Genomic DNA, 21,089 nt, shown 5'->3' with positions numbered 1-21,089 from the left:
CGGTGATCCTTTGCGGACACCTACCGCCGAAATGGATCCGTCGCACCGAGCCGGATGAGTCGGACTCTTCCGGCTTCCGTCCGTCACCGAGCGCCGCGGGCGGACCAGCCATGATCGGGGCGGGCTCCAGCGCCCGATGCCGCCACCTGCGGCTCGGCCCCACCCGGACGACGGCGGTGCACCGCCCTGGTGACGATCGGTGACCCTACCCGGCCGGGACGCCGCGCCGACCCCGGAACACATCGGCCTTCGCCTATGACGTGAATCACAGTCGCCGTCGATGTCCGCGGCTGGCCGGGCAGGCTGGATTCGCTCGGCCGCAGCTGCCATGATGCGCCGCATGTCCCTGCACCGTCGTACCGTGCTCGGCATCGGTCTCGCGGTCGCCGCCGCGACCGTCGCCGGCTGCCGCGAGGTGGCCCGGTCGGCCACCGCCGGCCCGTCCGCCGCGCCCACCGCGAGCGCGGGCGCGAGCGCGTCGGCCGCGCCCAGCCGGTCCGCGGCGGCACGGATCGCCGCCCCGGACGCCACCGGGACCAGCGGGGCGACGGTTCGCGGCGGCGCCAACGCGGCGGGCCGGCTGGTCATCATCACACTCGACCGCCATCTCTCGCCGACCCGTGCCAACCCGCAGCATCCGGCGTACGCGGGCGCGGTCGCGCTGTGCCTGGTCAACGGGGCCATGGTGGCGCGGGCGGTGACCGGCAAGGCGCTGCGCTACGACGCCGGGCCGGTCCTGCTGCCCGCGTCGAAGCAGGTGACGATGCGGTACGACTCGATCTTCGACCTCGCCTCGATCACCAAGGTCTACACCTCGATCCTGGCGTTGCAGCAGGTCGACAAGGGACGGATCGACCTGTCCGCGCGGGTGGTGGACTACCTGCCCGGCTTCACCGGCACCGGCAAGGACAAGGTCACCGTCGCCATGCTGCTGTCCCACACCAGCGGCCTGCCGGTCGGGGCGAAGGTCGCCGGCCTGCCCGACGACGCGGCCCGCCGGGCGGCCGTCCTGGCCACCCCCCTGGTGAGCGGCGCCGTGCCCGGCACGGTGTTCCGGTACTCCAGCGTCGGGCTGATGGTCCTCGCGTTCCTCGTCGAGAAGGTCACCGGGCAACGGTTGGACCAGGCGCTCAAGACCGGGCTGACCGGCCCGCTCGGCCTGCGGTACACGGGCTTCAACCCGAAGACCTGGCTCAGCGCCGCCGACCAGGCCGCCCGGCTCGTCGCCACCGACGCGCGCTCGTCGCGGGGGCTGCTCCGGGGGGTGGTGCACGACGATGTCGCCAACCACATGGGCGGGATCGCCGGCCACGCCGGCATCTTCAGCACCCCCGCCGAGGTGGCCGTCATCGGTGAGCTGCTGCTGAACGGCGGTGCCTACCGGGGCGTCCGGATCCTCTCCGAGGAGATCACCCGGCAGATGCTCACCAACGTCAACGCCGGCCTGCCGGCCGTCGACCCCGAGCGGCCCACCCGTACCGCCGCGCACGGCCTCGGCGTCGTGCTCGACCAGCCGTGGTTCATGGGCCGGCTGAGCGGTCCGCGCACCTTCGGGCACACCGGCTTCACCGGCACCTCCCTGGTGGTGGACCCGGACCGGCGGATGGTCCTGGTCCTGCTGACCAACCGCGCCCACCCGAACTGGAGCTGGGCGAACCCGGACCCGGTCCGGGTCGACGTCGCCGACATCGTCGCGGCGATCCCCCGCTGAGCCGAGTCGCGGCGGCGGAGATCACGCCGGCAGAGGGCGCGGTCCGCGCACAAACGGACAAACACCCGCGCCCGCCACCAGCGGAGCGACCCCTGACGGGCAAGACGCGACACAACGCACTCCCGGAACCGGGTGCCGACGTGTCACGATTCATGGCACGGCGTGGGGACGCCGAGGGGGCTCAGGTGGCGCGCCGCGGGCGCGCGTTGAGGAGGTTGTCCGGTGTCAGCGGGTGGCGCCCGCCGGGGGCGGCGGGACAACGGGCTCGACGCGACCGAGTACGCGGTCGCCGGCGACGTCGACCCCCGGGTCGGCGAGCACCTGCTGGACGTGCTGGCGGCCGGGGGCATCGCCGCGTACCTGCAACCGTCCGCCGACCTGAACCCGGTCACCCGCACCACCACGGTCCCGTCCCGGCCGGTCGACCGCCTGTACGTGGACCGCTCGCACCTGACCACCGCCCGCGACTACCTGACCCAGCTCGCCGACGAGGGCGCCACCGACCGCGCGCGTGACGACGAGCCCGACATCGACGCCGAGTGGGCCCGCATCGTCGCCGGTTTCCACGCCACCGCCCCGACCGGTGACAACCCGTGGCCTGCCGCCGAGGACGTCGACGACACCCGCCCGGGTCGGCCCGGCGTCGACGAGCCGACCGTCACCGAGGCCCGGCCGCTGCCGTACGCGGCCGACATCTCCGGGGTGACCGTCGGGCGGGGCCGGGACGACGCGCCGTCGCTGCTGGACGGGCTGGACACCTTCGGGGCGGACCTCCCCGACGACGAGGACGAGGAGCGGTACACCCCGCCCCCGCCCCCACCGCTGCCCCGGATCTCCAAGTACGCCGCGGTCGGCACGCTGGCCATCGTGGTCGGCTTCGTGCTGTTCCTGTTCCCCACGGTGTTCCCGGCCGACCCGTCCGTGGTCACCCTGCTCGGATTCACCGGCATCCTGGCGGGCTTCGTCACGCTGGTCTGGCGGCTGCGGCCGGGTGACCGCGACGAGCAGGACCCGGACGACGGCGCGGTCGTCTGACCGCCCGATCCAGCGGACGCCTCGATCACCGTCACTGCGCCCGCATCCCGGGACGGCCACTCCCCCACCATGGGCGTAACAGTGGTGTAACTTACGGTCAGTAGGAATACCGCTGCCCGTCACGTCCCCTCCGCTGACTGCCGGTCGTTCCTCCCCCTTCGCACCGGCGGTCGCTTCCCCGGCAGATCGGAACGCCCGAGATGCGACAGAGTTCCCTCGTGGTGGTCGCCAACCGCCTCCCCATCGACGACAGTGTGGCGCCGGACGGTGCGTGCGAATGGCGCCGCAGCCCCGGCGGCCTGGTCAGCGCGCTGCACCCGCTCCTGCGGCACACCCCCGCCACCTGGGTGGGGTGGGCCGGCGGCACCGGACCGGCCCCCGTGCTGCCCGACATCGACGGCGTCCGCATGCACGCCGTGGCGCTGACCACGGAGGACCTGCGCGACCACTACGAAGGCTTCGCCAACGCCACCCTGTGGCCGCTCTACCACGACGCCGTAGAGCAGCCTGAGCACCACCGCCGCTGGTGGGAGGCGTACCAGCGGGTCAACCAGCGCTTCGCGGAGGCGACCGCCGAGGTGGCCGAGCCCGGCGCCGTGGTGTGGGTGCAGGACTACCACCTCCAGCTCGTCCCGGGCCTGCTCCGGGCGCTGCGACCGGACCTGCGGATCGGCTTCTTCCTGCACGTCGCCTTCCCACCGCCGGAACTGTTCATGCAACTGCCCCGCCGGGCCGAACTGCTGCGCGGCATGCTCGGCGCCGACCTCGTCGGCTTCCAGCGGGCCCAGGCGGTGCACAACTTCGCCCAGCTCGCGGCGAAGGTGCTCGGCCTGCCCGCCACCGACCGCCGCATCGCGGTCGACGACCGGGTGGTGCGGATCGGGGCCTTCCCGGTCTCCATCGACACCGCCGAGATGGCCGCCCTGGCCGCCCGGCCGGACGTCGCCGAGCGGGCCGCCCGGCTGCGCCGCGACCTGGGCAGCCCCGACCAGGTGATCCTCAGCGTCGACCGGATGGACTACACCAAGGGCATCGAGCAGCGGCTCAAGGCGTACAGCGAGCTGATCGTCGACGGTCACGTCAAGGTCCGGGACACGGTGCTGGTGCAGGTGGCGGTGCCGAGCCGGGAGCGGGTCGGGCAGTACCAGATCCTCCGCGAGCGCGTCGAGCGCGAGGTCGGCCGGATCAACGGCGAGTTCGGGCGGGTCGGCGAGCCGGCCATCCACTACCTGACCCAGCCGTTCGACCGCGCCGAGTTGGCGGCCCTGTACCGGATCGCCGACGTGATGGCGGTGACCCCGCTGCGGGACGGCATGAACCTGGTGGCCAAGGAGTACGTCGCCGCCCGGGTCGACGACAGCGGGGCGCTGCTGCTGAGCGAGTTCGCCGGCGCGGCCGCCGAGCTGTCCCAGGCGTACCTGGTGAACCCGCACGACCTGGAGGGCCTCAAGCAGGGGCTGCTCGCGGCCCTGCGGGCCGCGCCGGACGACGTCCACGAGCGGATGCGGGCCATGCGCGCGCACCTGCACCAGCAGGACATCCGCGCCTGGGCCCGGTCCTACCTCTCGGCGCTCGACGAGGACGGGTCGCTGGTCAGCCGGCTCGGCGCCGGGGGCTGATCGCGTCCGCGCTCAACCTCGGACGGGATCCTTCTCCAGCCAGTCCAGGATCGCGTCGACCGGTTCCCGCCAGCGCACGTCGAGCATCAGGTCGTGCCCCATGCCGGGGAAGAGCAGCGGCGCGGAGCCGTACCGCCGGGCCGCCCGGGTCAGCGCCGCCGCCGGCACCACCCGGTCGTCCGGGCTGCCGAGCACCAGCACCGGCGGGTCGCCCACCGCCGGCTCCGGCTCCCGGCCCAGCAGCAGCTGCCACTGGGCACGCCGGGCGGCCCGGCCCAGCCGGGAGACGTGCCGCCGGGCGTCCGCCGCCGGCAGCTCGCGGCTGAACAGCTGGGAGCGGCTCAACCGCAGCCGGCCGCCGGCCAGCGCCGGCAGCGTCCCGAGGGGGTTGCGGCGCAGCGCGGTCAGCGCCGTACCCCAGCCGCCGAGGACCGGCGCCACCAGGACGGCGGCGCGGGCCGGGTAGCGCGCCAGGGCGTGCGCGACCACGAGCGCCCCGGCGCCGTGCCCCACCAGCACCGCCCGGCGCGGCAGGCCCGCCGCCACCTGGACCACGTCATGGGCGTACGCGCGCAGCGTCGCGTCCGGCGCCGGGCCGCTGCCGCTGTGGCCGCGCAGGCTCAGGGCGTACGCGGGAAAGCCGCGCCCGGCGGCGTGACCCAGCCAGTGCTCGGCGAACGCCCACGCCCCGTGCCCGAACCCCGGCACGAACAGCAGTGGCGGGCGGCCCTCCTCCAGCTCCGGGGCGGCGCCGAGCACCTCGCGCCGGACCGGGCGGACCGGCCGGGCCCACTCCCACCCCCGCATGATCCGCACCTGCTGGCTCACCGTGCCGACCTTTCGTTCGCCACTGCGGGGCTTCGCTCCGCCGCACTCCTCGCGCTCACCGCGCCTCCAGGTCCCGCATGGCGCGCTGGACGGCGCGCAGGTAGTCGGCGTGGCCGACCTCGAACCAGTGCCGGGTGCTGTCCTTGACCGGCCCGGAGTAACGCTCCCCCGCCTTCGCGGTGACCTTCCCGGCGAAGGCCGCCGCGCGGTCCGGGCGGGTCACCCGCAGCCGCAGCAGCCGGGCGAACAGCACGGCCTGCCAGTGCGACAGGGTGAAGATGCCGGAGTCGGGCTGCACCAGGCCGGCCACCGCGAGCGTCGGGTGACCGGGCACGAACGCGTTGAGCCACAGCGTCGGCCGGCCGGTTCCGCCGTCGTCGCCGAGGATCTTCGGGTCGAGGAACTCGAACCGCGGCAGGTAGCCGGTGGCGAAGACGACCAGCTCCGGGTCGATCCGCCGGCCGTCGGCGAGCTCGACGGCGTACGGGTGGAAGCGGGTGACGTCCGGGACCGGGGTGATCCGGCCGTGGCCGACGTGGTACACGAGCTGGCTGTTGGCGATCGGATGGGTCTCGTACACCCGGTGGTCGGGTTTCGGCAGGCCGAACCGGGTGAGGTCACCGACGGTCAGCCGCAGCGTCAGGTGGTAGAGCCACTGCCGGACCCGCCGCGGGACCCGCAGCGCCAGCAACTCGTCGTTGACCTGGTCGGCGGGGCGGCCGAGGACGTACTTGGGGGCGTACCAGTAGCCGCGGCGCGTGGAGTGCCAGCAGTGTGACGCCTGCTGCGCGGCCTCCACGGCGATGTCGCAGCCGGTGTTGCCCGCGCCGACCACCAGCACCCGCTTGCCGCGCAGCTGCGCCGGGTCCTTGTACGACGAGGAGTGCATGATCTCGCCGCGGAACTCGGCGAGGCCGTCGTAGCTCGGCAGCTTCGGGGACCAGTTGTGGCCGTTGGCGACCACGACGGCCGCGTACCGGGAGGTGCGCTCCGGGCCGTAGCCGCCGGTGCTGCGGGTGGTGACGTCCCACCGGTCCCCGGCCACCGGCTCGACCCGCACCACCTCGGTGCCGAACCAGATGTGCCGGCGCAGGTCGAAGTGGTCGGCGTACCGCTCGAAGTAGGACAGCAACTGGCTGTGGTGCGGGTAGTCCGGCCAGTCGTCCGGCATCGGGAAGTCGGGGAACTGGGTGAACGGGCGCGACGAGATGAGGTGGGTGCTCGCGTACACCGGGCTGCGGTCGTGCCGCCAGTTCCACGCGCCGCCGACCCCCGTCTCCCGCTCGTAGCAGTCGACGCCGAACCCGTGCTCGGTGAGGTTCTTGATGGCGGTCAGCCCGCTCGCGCCGGCACCGATCACGCAGACCGTGTCGCCCCGGTCCGAGACCGGGCGGCCGTCGCGGGTCACGTCGAGGGTGCTCGACTCCGGGTCGGGCCGGCCGTCGTCGGTGGAGGTGGACACCGAGGGTTCTCCTTTGTGCGGCACGGGTGCCGGGTCGCGCAGCATCCTGCCCACATCGGATGGCCGATGTCCAGCCCCGGCCCCGGCGCCGCGGTCAGGCGGTCGGGGGCAGCAGCAGGTCGACCAGGACCGGGAAGTGGTCACTGGCGCGGCGGGTCTCCGGCGTGTCCACCACGTCGTAGTCGACGACGGTGATCCGTGGGTCGACGAAGAGCGCGTCGATCCGCCGGCTCGGGTTGGCGCACGAGTAGGTGAGCCGGTCGGCCCGGTCCGTCGCCACCGCGGCGTCGGTGCGGCCGGCCGCCACCGTCGCCCAGGCCGGCCCGTCCGGCCCCTCGTTGAGGTCCGCGCCCGCGATCACCGGCCAGGGCGCGTCGGCCAGCCCCCGGGCGAACAGCTCGGCCTGGACCGGCCGCTCCGCCGGGTCGGTGGACAGGTGCGCACCGGCGAGCGTGAACCGGGCGCCCCGCTCGACCACGCAGTCGGCGTACGCGGCGCCCCGCAGGTGCCGGCCGGGGGTGAGCGGGAACCGCTGGCACCGGTCCGCGGTCACCCGCACCCGGAGGCTGGTCAGCAGCAGGTTGCCCAGCGCGGGCAGCCCGCCCGCCGCGACCACCAGCCCGAACGACGCGGCGAGCGCCGCGGACTTCTGCCGCCAGCGGAACCGGCGCGGTCCCTCCTGCACGATGACCACGTCCGGCGCGGCGGCGCGGACCACCGCCGCGAGCGCGGCGGTGTCGTCCCGCTGGCTGTGGATGTTGTACGACACGACGCGCAGCGGCACGCCGTCACCCGGTGCGGTCACCGGGGCCTGCGTCGACACCGGCCCTAGATCCGGCGGGCGAGGTCGGCGGCGCCGATGACGCCCGCGGTGTTGCCGAGCTGGGCCGGCCGGATCTCGGCCACCGGCAGCCGGCTGCGCTGCGCCAACGCCTCGGTGAAGGAGCGGCGGGTCGGGCCCATCAGCAGGTCACCGGCGTCGATGACGCCACCGCCGACGACCAGCACCTGGGGGTCGAGGATCTGCGCCATGTCCGCGAGGCTGGTGCCCAGCCAGCGGCCGACCTGGGCGAACGCCTCGGCGGAGACCGGGTCGCCGCCCTTGGCGGCAGCCGTCACCATCGGGCCGGTGATCGCCTCGGCCTCCCCGCCGGCCAGGTCCAGCAGGGCGGCGGCGCGGTGCGGCTCCTGCCGGGCCGCGGCGCGGGCGAAGCGGACCAGGGCGCTGCCGCTGGCGTACTGCTCGATGCAGCCCAGCCGGCCGCAGCCGCACTGGTGCCCGTCGGGCACGGTGAGCATGTGCCCGAGTTCGGCGGCGATGCCGTTGGCGCCGCGGACCAGCTCGCCGCCGAGGACGATGCCGCCGCCCACGCCGGTGCCGATGGTGAACATGACCATCGAGTCGTCGGCGTGGCGGGCCGCGCCGTGCCGGAACTCGGCCCACGCGGCGACGTTGCCGTCGTTCTCGACGATCACCGGCAGGTTCACCGCCGCGCTGACGTAGTCGCGCAGCGGCTCGTCGCGCCAGGCCAGGTTGGGGGCGAAGAGAACGGTGGAGCGACCGGCGTTGATCCAGCCCGCCGCGCCGATGCCGACCGCCTCGACCGTCCGCCCGTGCGCCAACTCGCCGACCACCTCGATGATGACGTCGCGGGTCTTGCCGACGTCATCGGCGGGAGTGTCCCGTCGGGCCTGCACCAGGACCCTGCCGGCGTCGTCCACGACACCGCCGGCCACCTTCGTGCCACCGACGTCGACTCCGATGGTCAGCGTCACCGCTGCCACTCCCCTCTGCTGTGCTGCCCCGGCCCCACGGCATCGCTCGGTGGGGTCGGGAGGTGGTGGTCAGGCCCCCCGGGCGTCCTCGCCCGCGTCACCGGGCACCCGGGAGGCGGGCACCACGGGACGGTCGGCCGCCGCCCGTACGGTCACCGGCGCGGCCGGCCCGGCGACGTCGACGGGCGGTGCGGCGGCCGGGTCGGGGGTCTCCTCCGTGCGGGTGGCAGCGGACCAGACGTCCCCCTCGGGCGCCGACGGAGAATCATGCCCGCTCCGGGTGGCCTCGCGCCACACGTGATCCTCCGTGCCGGCGGTCGGCGGGGCCGGGGCGGGCTCGTCGGCCCGCTCGTGGGCCGGCTCGGCCGGGGCGAACGCGCGGAGCAGGCTGGCCACCCCGGCGGCCAGGTCGCCGGCTCCGGTGGCGAGCCGCTCGGCGAATTCCGGACTCGGGTCCCGCAACGCGGCGACAGCCCGGCAGACCGGGCAGATGCAGCACTCCGCGGTTCCGGTGGCGAAACCACCCCCGGTGGAACCCGCCGACCCGCCCGGGCCGCCGCTGTGACCGAGGACACTCGACACGATCCCACCGAGCGGACCCCACGCCGCCGACCCCGATCCCGCCGCGGCCAGCCGCGCGGTGGCCAGCAGCGTGGCGACCAGTCGTTCCGCCTCTTCCCGGGCCGAGCCCGGATCCGTTGTCCCCACGCTCGGCTCCTCTACCGGGGCGGCCGGGCCGCCGGCCGCGTCACTGCGCCGCACCGGGTGCTTCTACCCGGCGTTTGAGCTGCTTCAACGCGGTGTCCATGATCATTTTTTCGGCCTTGCGGCGGAACATGCCCAGCATCCCGACCGACAACTCGACCTCCAGCGTGTAGGTCACCGTCGTCGTGCCGTCGGGGTTGCCCACCAGGTCGTACGAACCGCGCTGGGCCTTCTGCATCTTCGAGGGCGCCACCAGGTGCCACTCGATACGGGTGAGGTCCTCCGCGTACTCGTAGGCGAGCACGTACTCGTCGGCCATCACGCCCGCGTCGATGGTGAACCGGACCTGGCTCGCGTAGCCGTCCTCGTACTCCTCGACGACCTCCACGTCCCGTACCGCCTCGGTCCACTCCGGGTAGCGCGGGAAGTCGCAGATGACCGCCGCCACCCGTTCCGGTGGCGCGCCGATGATGATCGACTGGGTGGAGGAGTCCGCCATGGGGGGGAGGCTACCCGGCGGCGGGAGGAACCTGCCTGCGCCACCCACCCGCTCGGGCGGGTAGGTTTCGACAGAGCCGACCCGAGGTGGCGGCCCCGCCCGGCCAGTGTGAGCACGAGGAGAGTGCAGGTGCGCGAGTTCTCCGTCCCGCCGATCGTCACCGTCGGCGACTCGGCCAACCTCACCGATCCGGTCTGGGACAATGCCGAGGTCGCCCCGGACGCGGTGCAGTTCGTCCGACCGGGCCCCGACGGCACCCCGGTCGAGGTGACCTGCCGGCAGTTCCGCGACGAGGTCGTCGCGGTCGCCCGGGGCCTGGTGGCGGCCGGCGTGCAGCCCGGCGCCCGGGTCGCCCTGATGAGCCGCACGCGCTACGAGTGGACCCTGTTCGACTACGCCATCTGGGCGGCCGGCGCGGTGACCGTGCCGATCTACGAGACGTCCAGCGCGGAGCAGGCCGCCTGGATCCTGTCCGACTCCGGCGCCGTCGCCGCGCTGGTGGAGACCAACGCACACGCCACGTTGGTCGCCGGCGTACGCGACCGGCTCCCCGAACTGGCGAACGTGTGGCAGATCGACCTCGGCGCGGTCGACGAGCTGGTCGCGGCGGGCGCCGCGGTCGACCCGGTGGAGATCGAGCGGCGCCGTTCGGCGGTACGGTCCGGCGACCTCGCCACCATCATCTACACCAGTGGCACCACGGGCCGCCCCAAGGGCTGCATGCTCACCCACCGCAACATGTACGCCGACATCGCCAACGCGGTGCCGGTCCTGCCGAACCTGTTCGGCGAGAACGCGTCGACCCTGCTGTTCCTGCCGCTGGCCCACGCCTTCGCCCGGCTCATCCAGATCGGTGTCGTGCAGGCGCGCGCCACGATGGCGCACTGCGCCGACACGAAGAACCTGGTCGCCGAACTCCAGGCGTTCCGCCCGACGTTCGTGCTGTCGGTGCCGCGGGTCTTCGAGAAGGTCTACAACGCCGCCAAGCAGAAGGCCGAGGCCGACGGCAAGGGGAAGATCTTCGCCCGCGCCGAGGCCGTCGCCATCGCGTACAGCGAGGCGCTGGAGACCCCGGCCGGCCCCGGCCTGGCGCTGCGCGCGCAGCACGCGCTCTTCGACCGGCTCGTCTACCGCAAGCTCCGCGCGGCGCTCGGCGGCCGGTGCCGCGACGCCATCTCCGGCGGCGCGCCGCTCGGTGCCCGGCTCGGGCACTTCTTCCGGGGCATCGGGGTGAACATCTGCGAGGGGTACGGCCTGACCGAGACCTCCCCCGCGGCCGCCGCCAACCTGCCCGGCGCGACCCGGATCGGCACCGTCGGCCGGCCGCTGCCCGGCGTGACCATCCGGATCGAGGACGACGGCGAGATCCTCATCGCCGGCGACCTGATCTTCAAGGGCTACTGGCGCAACGAGGTCGCCACCGGCGAGGCGCTGGCCGACGGCTGGTTCCGCACCGGCGACCTCGGCCACCTCGACAGCGACGGCTACCTCAGCATCACCGGCCGCAAGAAGGAGATCATCGTGACCGCCGGCGGCAAGAACGTCGCCCCGGCGGTCCTGGAGGACCAGGTCCGGGCGCACCGGCTGGTCAGCCAGTGCGTCGTCGTCGGTGACCGGCAGCCGTTCATCGCGGCGCTGGTCACCGTCGACGAGGAGGCGCTGCCGACCTGGCTGGAGGCGGCCGGCCTGCCGACGGACACCCCGGTCGAGGTGCTGTGCGAGCACCCGGAGCTTCGGGCCGAGATCCAGATCGCGATCGACGCCGCCAACCAGGTGGTGTCCAAGGCCGAGGCGATCAAGGTCTTCCGGATCCTGCCCCGGGACTTCACCGAGGCGACCGGCGAGCTGACCCCGTCGCTCAAGGTCAAGCGGCAGGTCGTGCACAAGTCGTACGCCGCGGAGATCGCCGACATCTACCGCGGCTGACTACGATCCGTCACGTGCCCGCCTCGACATCCGCCCTCCCGCGCCCGCACCCTCTCGCCGCCGCCGCGCGCGTGGTCATGCTGGCGCTGGTCGCCGTCCTGACCCTGTTCGCGACGCGGGACGTCGCCCAGCTGTGGTGGATCGCGCTGCTGGCGGTGGCGGGCCTGCCCGCGCTGCTCGCGCCGACGCACCACCGGCTGGGGCCGCTCAGCCGGGTCGCCGAGGTGGTGGTGCTGGGGCTCGCCGCGAGCCAGGTCGCCTCGGTCGCGACGATCGGCGCGCAGAACGGCGGGCTGGGCGCCTCGGCGGTGCTGCCGTACCTGGCCGTCCCGGTCACCGTCACGGCCCTGCGCCGGCGGTTCCGCGAAGGCGCCGCGCTGCTCGCCGTCGCCGCGGTGACCCTGCTGGTCGCGGGCGCGCTGACCGAGGTCGACGGGAGGCGCCAGCTGGCCCAGATCGGTTACCTGGCCGTCTGCGCCCAGTGGCTGATCCTCGCCGGCCTCGGGCTCTACGCGGCGAGCACCCTGCACCGGGTGATGCAGGCGCGCGGCGACGGCAAGCCGCAGCCGTACGCCGAGGCGACCCGGCTGCTCACGCAGCTCCGGACGGTCGCCCGCCAGCTGCCCGGCGCCACCCTCGACCCGGGCGGCATCTCGGAGCACCTGCTGGAGGAGCTACGGTCGGTGGCCCGGGCGGACCGGGCGGCGGTGCTGTCGGCCAGCGGCGGCGGGCGGCTGGTGGTGCTGGCCCAGTCGGGCGTCGACCGGGTGGACTGGGAGACGACGCTCGACGCGGATTCGGCGATCGCCGACGCGTGGGCCAGCCAGCAGCCGCAGACCGCGGCCCGCTCGCAGGCCCGCTCCCACACCGGCAGGGAGGTCTCCGCGCTGATCGTCCCGCTGGTCGCCGGGGTGCGTACGGTGGGGCTGGTGGTGCTGGAGGCGGACGCCGCGCACGCGTACCCGCCCGAGGTGGTGTCCCGGGTGACCGCGTTGACCAGCCCGGCGGCGCTGCGGCTGGAGGCGGCGCTGCTCTTCGACGAGGTGCGGTCGCTGGCCACCAACGAGGAACGGCAGCGGCTGGCCCGGGAGATCCACGACGGCGTGGCCCAGGAGCTGGTGATGGTCGGCTACGGCATCGACAACGCCCTGGCCACCGTGCACGACGACGCCGAGGAGACCGCCGAGAGTCTGCGGACGCTGCGCCAGGAGGTCACCCGGGTGATCACCGAGCTGCGGCTGAGCCTGTTCGAGCTGCGCAGCGAGGTGGACCGGCACGGCGGGCTGGCGGCCGCGATCGCCGAGTACGCGCGCACCGTCGGCGCCTCCGGCGGGCTGCGGGTGCACCTGTCGCTGGACGAGTCGACGGCCCGGCTGCCCGCCGCCACCGAGGCGGAACTGCTGCGCATCGCCCAGGAGGCGGTGACCAACGCGCGCAAGCACGCCGGCGCCGCGAACCTCTGGGTCACCTGTGAGGTCGACCCCCCGTACGCCCAGATCGAAGTGTCGGATGACGGTCACGGGATGGGTGACCAGCGCACCGATGGGCACTACGGTCTTGCGATCATGGCCGAGAGGGCGGAACGTATCCGGGGCCGATTGGAGATCAGGCCGCGGCAACCAAGTGGCACGACGGTGGCGGTGGTGGTGGGTTCGTCACCCCGACGCGATACCGTGCGTGGCAGCGCAGCAGCAGAAGGGGAGTAACGCGAGGATGACCACAAGCCCGACACCGGCCACCCGCACCAAGGTCCTCCTTGTCGACGATCACGATCTGATCCGCAAGGGCCTCCGGCACGCCTTCGAGCGCGACCGCCAGTTCGAGGTCGTCGGCGAGGCCGCCACGGCAGCCGAGGGCGTCCGCCAGGCCGGCGCGCTCCAGCCCGACGTGGTGATCATGGATCTGCGCCTCCCCGACGGCAGCGGCCTCGAGGCCACCCGCGCCCTGCGCAAGTCCAGCGCCACCATGGGCATCGTCGTGCTCACCATGTACGCCGGCGACGACCAGCTCTTCGGCGCGCTGGAGGCCGGCGCGAGCGCCTTCGTACCGAAGACGGCCCCGGCCGACGAGGTGGTCGCGGCGGCCCGGCACGCCGCCTCCTCCCCCAGCGCGTTCACCGCCGCCGACCTGGCCGAGGCGATGAAGCGCCGGCTGGCTCCGTCCGGTCCGCAGCTCTCCCCCCGCGAGGGTCAGGTGCTCCGGCTGCTCGCCGACGGCATGAGCGTCGCCGGCATCGCCAAGCAGCTCTTCGTCAGCGAGTCCACCGCCAAGACCCACATCTCCAAGCTCTACGAGAAGCTGGGTGCCGCCAACCGCGCCCAGGCGCTGATGACCGCGCTGCGGCTCGGCCTGCTCGAGGCTCCGGACGCGCCGAAGTTCTGACCTCGCCGTCCACAGTGTTCGCGTCCGCCCACCCGGCGGGCGCGAATCTTTTTCATCGACCGCTGTGTCCGGCCGGTGCGGTGGCGCGCTATGGTCTCCCCCGGCGGAAGGCGGTCCACGGGCGGCGCGGCCCGGGCGCGGCGAAGAGGTGAGGCATGGGACGGCCGGACTGGGCACCCGACGAGATCGACATCGAACGCCCCAGCGTGGCCCGCATGTACGACTACTACCTGGGCGGCTCGCACAACTTCGCGGTCGACCGGGCGGCGGCGCAGGCGATGGTCGCGGCGGTGCCCGAGGCGCCACTGATGGCTCAGGCCAACCGGGCCTTCCTGCGGCGGGCCGTGCAGTTCCTGGTCGACGCCGGAGTCCGGCAGTTCCTCGACGTCGGCTCGGGCATCCCCACCGTCGGCAACGTGCACGAGATCGCCCAGCGGGCCGCGCCCGACGCCCGGGTCGTGTACGTGGACGTCGACCCGGTGGCCGTGGCGCACAGCCGCGAGATCCTCGCCGGCAACGACGGAGCGACGATCGTGCAGGAGGATCTGCGCCACCCGCAGCGCATCGTCGACCACCCCGACGTCCGCCGGCTGCTCGACTTCGACCAGCCGATCGCCGTGCTCGTCGTCGCCGTCCTGCACTTCGTCTCCGACGACGACCGCCCCGCCGAGCTGCTGCGGACGCTGCGCGACGCCCTCGCCCCGGGCAGCTGGCTGGTGCTGTCGCAGGCCAGCGCCGACGGGCGGGGTGACGACGAGCGGGCCGAGGCCGAGGCGGTCTACCGGCGCACCGACAACCCGCTGTGGATCCGCAGCCGCAGCGAGTTGACCGCACTGTTCGACGGCTTCGAGCTGGTGGACCCGGGCGTGGTCTGGGTGCCCCAGTGGCGCCCGGAGTCGCCCGAGAGCGCCGAGGACGCCGAGCGGTCGGCGTTCATCGGCGGGGTGGGGTGCCTTGGTGCCAGCCGCTGAGCCGCCCGGGACGGCGTTCCGGCCCCGCGGCCCGGCCGGGGCCGCCAGGGCCGCGTGGCCCGCGGAGACCGGCGTCGCCGCGTCCGGCGCGGCGACCTTCGCCCGCGCGTGGGCGAAGGCGGTAAGCGGGACGAGCTACCTGCCGATGGCCCAGGCCCAGCTCGAGGCGCTGCTGTGCCGCCTCGCCCAGGACCTGGCGGCGGCCCTGCTCGCCGAGCCGTTCGACCTGCGCGCCGGCCAGCGGGTGGGTGCGGAACTGGTGGCCGCGCACATCGCGTCCGCGGAGGGGCTGGGGCGCACGGTCGAGGTCGTCCACCTTCGGCTGGTACGCGACTTCGGGCTGGTCGCCGACGACGTGGAGGACCGGATGGCCCGGCTCCTCGCCGCCGTGGCCACCGGATACGCGCGGGCGCTGCGGGACCGCACGCTGGACGAGCAGGAGTCGATCCGGCGCGCCGCGATGACCGCGTGGGCGGAGGCGGAGCGGGCGCTGCGGGCCAGTGAGGCCCGCTTCCGGCACCAGGCCACCCACGACCCGCTCACCGGCCTGCCGAACCGGGCGCTGTTCACCGAGCGCCTCGCCGCGGCCGTCAACTCCCCCGGCCGGGCCGCCGAGCGGGTCGGGCTCTGCTTCCTCGACCTGGACCGGTTCAAGCGGGTCAACGACTCGTACGGGCACCAGGTCGGCGACACCCTGCTCACCATCGTGGCCGACCGGTTCCGGCGGGACCTCGACGGCCATCTCGTCGCGCGCCTCGGCGGCGACGCGTTCGTCGTCCTGATCGAGAACACCGCGGGCACCCGGGACGTCATCGCGGTCGCCGAGGCCGCCCTCGCCGCCGTGCACGAACCGGCCCTGGTGGCGGGGCACGAGGTGGCCGTGACGGCGAGCGTGGGCCTGGTCGAGCGGCAGGTCGCCGGCACCTCCCCGGGCGAGCTCATGCGTGCCGCCGACTGCACGATGCACTGGGCCAAGTCGGCCGGCGGGGACTGCTGGGAGTTGTACGACGCCGAGCGCCACCACCGCCAACTGGCCCGGCAGGCCCTGTCGGCGGCGATCCCGGCCGCGCTGGAGCGGGGCGAGTTCTTCCTCGACTACCAGCCGCTGGCCTCCCTGCGCGACGGCCGCCTCATCGGCGTTGAGGCCCTCGTGCGGTGGCGCCACCCGGAGCTGGGGGTGCTGCGTCCGGACAGCTTCATCGACCTGGCCGAGGAGACCGGGCTGATCGTGCCGCTCGGCGGCTGGGTGCTCGCCGAGGCGTGCCGGGCAGCGGGTACCTGGTCGGCGGGCGGCGGGCCGGCGCCCTTCGTGAGCGTCAACCTGGCCGTACGCCAGGTGCACCGCCCAGGCCTCGTGCAGGAGGTCCGCGCGCTGCTGCGGCACACCGGGCTGCCGCCGGAGCGGCTCCAGCTGGAGATCACCGAGAGCACCATGATGAGCACCGCCGAGGAGCCGGTTCGGGCGCTGCGGGTGCTCGCCGACCTCGGCGTGCGGATCGCCATCGACGACTTCGGCACCGGCTACTGCAACCTGGCGTACCTGCGGGACCTGCCGGTCACCGAGCTGAAGGTGGCCGGGGAGTTCGTCGCCGGGCTGCGGACCCCGGACGCCCGGGCCGACGAGCGGATCCTCGCCTCACTGGTGTCGTTGGCGCACGCGCTGGACCTGACGGTCACCGCCGAGGGTGTGGAGACGGCCGGCCAGGCGGAACGGCTGCGCGCCATCGGCTGCGACGCGGGGCAGGGCTGGCACTTCGGCCGCCCCGAACCGGCCGACCGCATCCTGGCCCGCCTCTCCTGACCGCCGCCGCGCCCCGACCGCTGGGCCCGGCTCAGCCGGCGAGGAGGGCCGCCATCCGCTGCGCCTGGGTCTCCCAGCGCCACTCCCGTTCGACCCAGGCACGGCCGGCGGCGCCGAACTGGCGGGCCAGGTCGCGGTCGGCGAGCAGCGTCGCCACCCGGTCGGCGAGCTGGGCCACGTCGCGTCCGCGGACCACGAAACCGGTCTCGCCGTCGCGGACGGCGTCCGGCGCGCCGCCGGAGTCACCGGCGACCACGGGCAGGCCGGTCGCCGATGCCTCCAGGTAGACGATCCCGAGCCCTTCCACGTCCAGCCCCCGGTTGCGGGTGCGGCAGGGCATCGCGTACACGTCGCCGGCCGCGTAGTGCGCGGGCAGCTCGGCCGCCGGAACCGTGCCGGTGAAGACGACGTCGCGCTCGACCCCGCTCTGCCGGGCCAGCTTCTCCAGCGCGGCCCGGTACGGGCCGCCGCCGACGACCAGCAGCGCCGCGTCCGGAACCCGGCGGCGGATCGCCGGCATCGCCCGGATCAGCATGTCCTGGCCCTTGCGCGGCACCAGCCGGGACACGCAGACCACGACCGGACGGTCGGCCAGCCCGAGCCGGACGCGCACCGGCTCGCCGTCGACCGACGGGTGGTACGCGTCCACGTCGACGCCGGGGGCGAGGCGGCGCAGCTCGGTCAGCCCGTGCAGCGCCCGCTCCAGCCGGACCCGCGTGTACTCCCCCAGGTAGGTGGTCACATCCACGCCGCGGGCGATGCGGCGCAGCGCGGCCCGGGCGCCGGGCAGCGCCGCCCAGCCCACCTCGTGCCCGTGGGTCAGCGCCACCGCACGGCGGATCCCGGCCCGCCGGCGCAGGCCCGCGGCGAGCAGTCCGAGCGGGGCCGCCGCGCCGAACCACACCGTGTCGCACTCGTACGCCCGCGCGAGCCGCGCCGCCCGCCGGGCCACCAGCGGGGTGGGCAGGAGCACGCGGGTGCGTTCGCGGACCACCTCGAAGGGCTGGTCGGCGTCGAACTTCTCGGCGCCCCGCCAGCTGGAGGCGTAGACCACCACCGATCCCGGAGGCTGCCGGACGGCGAGATTGTGCACGAAGGACTGGATGCCGCCGGGCCGGGGCGGGAAGTCGTTCGTGACGAGCAGGGTGCGGCCCACGCTATCGACCGGCCTCTCGGGCGTAGGCGCGGGCGGCGGCGATCCGCTCCACGGTGGACGGGTGGGAGGCGGAGTACAGGTACTCCAGACGAGGCGGATCGGGGTCGGCGAGGTTGATGCCGGCGAGCCGCCGCTGCATCGCCTCGAAGGCCGCCGGGTCGCCGGTGAGCGCGAGCGCGTGGGCGTCGGCGCGTGCCTCGACCCGCCGGGACATCAGCGCCTGCGCCGGCGCGGACAGCAGCCCGGCCACCGTCACCAGGGCCACCAGCAGCGGGAACGCGCGCGGCTGGGCGACCGAGTCGACGCCGGCCAGGCGCAGCAGCGGACCGGAGGAGCCGAGCAGGTAGAGCGCCACGACCGCCGCCGCCGCGCCCAGCGCGCCGGTGAGCGTGCCGACCGCCACGTCCCGGTCCTTCGCGTGGCCCAGTTCGTGCGCCACCACGGCGGTCACCTCGGCCGGGCCGGCCTCGCGCAGCAGCGTGTCGTACACGACGATGCGCCGGGTCGGGCCGAGCCCGGAGACGTACGCGTTGACCGCTCGGGTGCGGCGGGACGCGTCGGCCACCAGCACGTCGCGGACCGGTACGCCGTCGCGGGCGGCCAGGTCCATCAGCTGGGTACGCAGCGGGCCGGGCTCCATCGGGGTGAACCGGTTGAACACCGGCTCCACGAGCACCGGCAGCACGAACGACAGCAGCACCACCAGGCCGGCCGCTCCGGCCGCACCGAGCGCCCACCACCAGCGCGGCGCCAGCCGGATCACGCTGTAGAAGCCGAGCAGGGCCACCGCGCCGATGACGGCGCTGACGGCGTACGACTTGAGCAGGTCGACGGCCCAGCCGCCCCAGCCGTTGGTGGCGAGCCCGTAGCGGGTCAGGACGGCGTGCCGCCAGGCGGCGAACGGCAGCGTGACCAGGTCGGCGACGAGCACCACGGCGAGCCCGCCGAGCACCGCCTGCGCGGCCCAGTGCCCGCCGAAGGGGCGCCCGGCCAGCTCGACCAGGCGGCTGCCCAGCGGCGTGAGCCCGAGCGCGAGCGCCACCAGCAGCCCGATCCCGAGCGCGGCCCAGCCACCGGGCCGCAGCGCCGCGCGGAACTCGCGGCCCCGGGCCACCTGCTCGGCCGGCAGGTCGCGCAGGGCGGCGAGCTGGTCGGCGCGGGGGGCCGGCGGGCGCTGCCACGGGATGAGGACGGCGGCGGCGACGGCCAGCGCGAGCACGAGCCCGACCAGCGTCAGCACGGCCCACCCGCGGTGGCTCACCGGACCGTCTCCCGGCCCGGCGCGCCGGCCATCACGACGGGCCTGCCGTCGTCGCGCCGTGTCCGCGTCATACCGCTCCTCCCGCTGTGAGCGCCCATCGTAGTGCCCTCGCCGTCCGCCGCGGCGGCGGTCCACGACCTGATCCGTGGTGTGGAAGGACCGCGACGGTGCCGCGTGGACCCACGTGACACCCGTCGGCCGGTCGGGTGGATCAGCGGGAGGGGTCGCGGTTGTACAGCTTCCGGGCCCACAGGTAGCAGGCGACGGTGACGACGACGCTCCAGGCGACGGCCAGCCAGGCGCTGTTGCCGATGCCGGTGCCCAGGAGCAGGCCGCGGAGCGTTTCCATGACCGGGGTGAAGGGCTGGTACTCGGCGAACCAGCGCACCGCCGCCGGCATGGTGTCGGTGGGGACGAACCCGCTGCCGAGGAACGGCAGGAGGATCAGCGGCATGGGGAGGTTGCTGGCCGTCTCGACGCTCTTGCTGACCAGGCCGCAGGCGACCGAGAACCAGATGACCGCGAAGGTGATCGCGGCGAGGATGCCGATGGCGGCGAGCCATTCGATCGGGGTGGCGGTGGGCCGGAAGCCCACGAGCAGGGCCACCCCGGTGACGACCAGCAGCGCCAGCATGGTCTGGATCATGCTGCCGACGACGTGACCGGTCAGCACGGAGGGGCGGAAGATCGCCATCGTGCGGAAGCGGGCGATGATGCCCTCGGTCATGTCCATCGCGACGGAGATCGCCGTGCCCTGGACGACGCCGGCAACGGTGATCAGAAGCACGCCCGGCGTGATGTAGTTGGCGTAGTCGGCCCGGCCGCCCGAAGCGCCGCCCAGCCCGGCACCCATGGTGCCGCCGAACACGTAGACGAACAGCAGCAGGAATACGACCGGTATGCCGAGGAGCATCAGCGTCATCGACGGGTAGCGCTGCATGCGTCGCAGGTTGCGCCGCAGCATGGTCGCCGAGTCGCGTACGGCGTAGGTGGCGGTGCTCATCGCACGGATGCCCTTTCCTGCTGGGGTTGCCTGGTGAGGGTGAGGAAGACGTCGTCGAGGTCCGGTGTGTGCACCGACAGTTCCTCGACCTCGACCGCGGCGTCGTCGAGCCGGCCCAGCAGTGCCCGCAGGGACCGGACGCTGCCGTCGTGGGGGATCCGCAGCGTGAGCGCGTCGTCGTCGCGCGCCCCGTCGGCGAACGTGCGGGCGGCCCGGCCGAGGTCGGCGGGGTCGGTGAACCGCAGTTGGACGTGGCCGCCGGGGATGCGGCGCTTGAGTTCGTCGGGGCTGCCTTCGGCGATCAGCCGCCCGTGGTCGAGCAACGCGATCCGGTCGGCGAGTTGGTCCGCCTCCTCCAGGTACTGGGTGGTGAGGAAGATGGTCACCCCAGCGCGCACCAGGTCACGGATGATCTGCCACATGGTGCGACGGCTGCGCGGGTCGAGGCCGGTCGTCGGCTCGTCGAGGAAGATGACCCGTGGGCTTCCGACCAGGGTCATGGCGAGGTCGAGGCGGCGGCGCATGCCGCCGGAGTAGGTGACCACCGGTTGGCGGGCGGCCTCGACCAGGTCGAACTGGTCGAGCAGTTCGGCGGTGCGCCGCCGCCCGGTGGTCCGGTCCAGGTGACGCAGGTCCGCCATCAGCCGCAGGTTCTCCTCGCCGGTCAGCAGGTTGTCGACCGCGGAGAACTGCCCGGTGACGCCGATCGCGTCGCGTACGGCGTCGGGGTCGCGCGCCAGGTCCCGCCCGTCGATCCGGATGTCGCCGGCGTCGGCGCGGATCAGGGTGGAGAGAATCTGGACGGTCGTCGTCTTGCCGGCGCCGTTGGGGCCGAGCAGCGCGAAGATCGTTCCGGCGGGAACCGTCAGGTCGATGCCGTCGAGTACGAGCTTCTCACCGTAGGCCTTGCGCAGCCCGGTGGCGCTGATGGCCGCTCGGGGTGTGGACATGGGA

The 21,089-nt window shown here is 74.2% G+C and carries 18 protein-coding genes; 8 read left to right on the top strand and 10 right to left on the bottom strand.

Annotated features, from left to right (window positions below; all coding sequences use genetic code 11):
• The first annotated feature begins 340 nt into the window (after positions 1-340).
• From GKC29_RS12855 to GKC29_RS12845, 3 genes are all read left to right on the top strand, one after another.
• Positions 341-1,711: a serine hydrolase gene (locus GKC29_RS12855; RefSeq protein WP_230689018.1), complete on the top strand. Its 1,371-nt coding sequence runs from the start codon at positions 341-343 to the stop codon at positions 1,709-1,711.
• Positions 1,712-1,933: 222 nt separating this feature from the next.
• Positions 1,934-2,746, top strand: coding sequence for a DUF308 domain-containing protein (locus GKC29_RS12850; RefSeq protein WP_155331051.1), 813 nt, complete (start codon positions 1,934-1,936; stop codon positions 2,744-2,746).
• Positions 2,747-2,946: 200 nt separating this feature from the next.
• Entirely contained in the window at positions 2,947-4,365 is a 1,419-nt protein-coding gene (locus GKC29_RS12845; protein ID WP_155331050.1) for a trehalose-6-phosphate synthase, read from the top strand.
• 12 nt (positions 4,366-4,377) lie between these two features.
• Here GKC29_RS12845 and GKC29_RS12840 read toward each other — a convergent pair whose 3' ends face one another.
• The 6 genes from GKC29_RS12840 to GKC29_RS12815 all read right to left on the bottom strand — a co-directional run bounded on the left by GKC29_RS12840 (position 4,378) and on the right by GKC29_RS12815 (position 9,635).
• A complete protein-coding gene (locus GKC29_RS12840; protein ID WP_155331049.1) occupies positions 4,378-5,193 on the bottom strand; it encodes an alpha/beta hydrolase in 816 nt (271 codons plus the stop codon).
• A 55-nt stretch (positions 5,194-5,248) separates the two neighbouring features.
• On the bottom strand, positions 5,249-6,655 hold the full coding sequence (locus tag GKC29_RS12835) for an NAD(P)/FAD-dependent oxidoreductase (protein WP_155331048.1): 1,407 nt from the start codon (positions 6,653-6,655) through the stop codon (positions 5,249-5,251).
• 94 nt (positions 6,656-6,749) lie between these two features.
• The gene (locus GKC29_RS12830; RefSeq protein WP_155331047.1) at positions 6,750-7,460 is read right to left on the bottom strand and encodes an endonuclease/exonuclease/phosphatase family protein; all 711 of its coding nucleotides are present in this window, start codon (positions 7,458-7,460) and stop codon (positions 6,750-6,752) included.
• A gap of 23 nt (positions 7,461-7,483) precedes the next feature.
• Complete coding sequence (locus GKC29_RS12825) at positions 7,484-8,431, bottom strand: ROK family glucokinase (protein ID WP_155331046.1); 948 nt, start codon at positions 8,429-8,431, stop codon at positions 7,484-7,486.
• Between the two features lie 69 nt (positions 8,432-8,500).
• A complete protein-coding gene (locus tag GKC29_RS12820; protein ID WP_155331045.1) occupies positions 8,501-9,139 on the bottom strand; it encodes a hypothetical protein in 639 nt (212 codons plus the stop codon).
• Positions 9,140-9,179: 40 nt separating this feature from the next.
• Positions 9,180-9,635, bottom strand: a complete 456-nt coding sequence (locus GKC29_RS12815; protein WP_155331044.1) for an SRPBCC family protein — start codon at positions 9,633-9,635, stop codon at positions 9,180-9,182.
• A gap of 129 nt (positions 9,636-9,764) precedes the next feature.
• Between GKC29_RS12815 and GKC29_RS12810 the strand changes: the two genes are divergently transcribed.
• From GKC29_RS12810 to GKC29_RS12790, 5 genes are all read left to right on the top strand, one after another.
• Positions 9,765-11,561, top strand: coding sequence for a long-chain fatty acid--CoA ligase (locus GKC29_RS12810; RefSeq protein ID WP_155331043.1), 1,797 nt, complete (start codon positions 9,765-9,767; stop codon positions 11,559-11,561).
• A gap of 14 nt (positions 11,562-11,575) precedes the next feature.
• On the top strand, positions 11,576-13,267 hold the full coding sequence (locus GKC29_RS12805) for a GAF domain-containing sensor histidine kinase (RefSeq protein ID WP_155331042.1): 1,692 nt from the start codon (positions 11,576-11,578) through the stop codon (positions 13,265-13,267).
• A 7-nt stretch (positions 13,268-13,274) separates the two neighbouring features.
• A complete protein-coding gene (locus GKC29_RS12800; RefSeq protein WP_088972416.1) occupies positions 13,275-13,943 on the top strand; it encodes a response regulator transcription factor in 669 nt (222 codons plus the stop codon).
• A gap of 155 nt (positions 13,944-14,098) precedes the next feature.
• The gene (locus GKC29_RS12795; protein ID WP_155331041.1) at positions 14,099-14,914 is read left to right on the top strand and encodes an SAM-dependent methyltransferase; all 816 of its coding nucleotides are present in this window, start codon (positions 14,099-14,101) and stop codon (positions 14,912-14,914) included.
• A gap of 145 nt (positions 14,915-15,059) precedes the next feature.
• Entirely contained in the window at positions 15,060-16,715 is a 1,656-nt protein-coding gene (locus GKC29_RS12790; protein WP_230689067.1) for a bifunctional diguanylate cyclase/phosphodiesterase, read from the top strand.
• Between the two features lie 31 nt (positions 16,716-16,746).
• On the opposite strand, the gene GKC29_RS12785 is transcribed toward GKC29_RS12790, so the two are convergent.
• The 4 genes from GKC29_RS12785 to GKC29_RS12770 all read right to left on the bottom strand — a co-directional run bounded on the left by GKC29_RS12785 (position 16,747) and on the right by GKC29_RS12770 (position 21,085).
• Positions 16,747-17,871 carry a glycosyltransferase family 4 protein gene (locus GKC29_RS12785; protein ID WP_155331039.1) on the bottom strand — a complete coding sequence of 375 codons (1,125 nt, stop codon included), beginning with the start codon at positions 17,869-17,871 and terminating at the stop codon, positions 16,747-16,749.
• Between the two features lies 1 nt (position 17,872).
• A complete protein-coding gene (locus GKC29_RS12780; protein WP_155331038.1) occupies positions 17,873-19,132 on the bottom strand; it encodes a M48 family metallopeptidase in 1,260 nt (419 codons plus the stop codon).
• A 211-nt stretch (positions 19,133-19,343) separates the two neighbouring features.
• Positions 19,344-20,135 carry an ABC transporter permease gene (locus GKC29_RS12775; protein ID WP_155331037.1) on the bottom strand — a complete coding sequence of 264 codons (792 nt, stop codon included), beginning with the start codon at positions 20,133-20,135 and terminating at the stop codon, positions 19,344-19,346.
• Positions 20,132-21,085, bottom strand: coding sequence for an ATP-binding cassette domain-containing protein (locus tag GKC29_RS12770; RefSeq protein ID WP_155331036.1), 954 nt, complete (start codon positions 21,083-21,085; stop codon positions 20,132-20,134). Before GKC29_RS12770 ends, GKC29_RS12775 begins: the two co-directional genes overlap by 4 nt.
• Between the last annotated feature and the right edge of the window lie 4 nt (positions 21,086-21,089).

Source organism: Micromonospora sp. WMMC415 (genome assembly GCF_009707425.1).
In the GTDB taxonomy this organism is placed as follows: Bacteria; Actinomycetota; Actinomycetes; order Mycobacteriales; family Micromonosporaceae; genus Micromonospora.
This window is presented reverse-complemented; position numbering and strand designations above follow the sequence as displayed.

What these genes read in the sequence shown, in the direction of transcription:
- GKC29_RS12855 (WP_230689018.1), top strand. Translation starts at nt 341, where the DNA reads ATGTCCCTGCACCGTCGTACCGTGCTCGGCATCGGTCTCGCGGTCGCC.
- GKC29_RS12845 (WP_155331050.1), top strand. Translation starts at nt 2,947, where the DNA reads ATGCGACAGAGTTCCCTCGTGGTGGTCGCCAACCGCCTCCCCATCGAC.
- GKC29_RS12815 (WP_155331044.1), bottom strand. Translation starts at nt 9,635, where the DNA reads ATGGCGGACTCCTCCACCCAGTCGATCATCATCGGCGCGCCACCGGAA.
- GKC29_RS12800 (WP_088972416.1), top strand. Translation starts at nt 13,275, where the DNA reads ATGACCACAAGCCCGACACCGGCCACCCGCACCAAGGTCCTCCTTGTC.
- GKC29_RS12795 (WP_155331041.1), top strand. Translation starts at nt 14,099, where the DNA reads ATGGGACGGCCGGACTGGGCACCCGACGAGATCGACATCGAACGCCCC.
- GKC29_RS12790 (WP_230689067.1), top strand. Translation starts at nt 15,060, where the DNA reads ATGGCCCAGGCCCAGCTCGAGGCGCTGCTGTGCCGCCTCGCCCAGGAC.
- GKC29_RS12775 (WP_155331037.1), bottom strand. Translation starts at nt 20,135, where the DNA reads ATGAGCACCGCCACCTACGCCGTACGCGACTCGGCGACCATGCTGCGG.
- GKC29_RS12770 (WP_155331036.1), bottom strand. Translation starts at nt 21,085, where the DNA reads ATGTCCACACCCCGAGCGGCCATCAGCGCCACCGGGCTGCGCAAGGCC.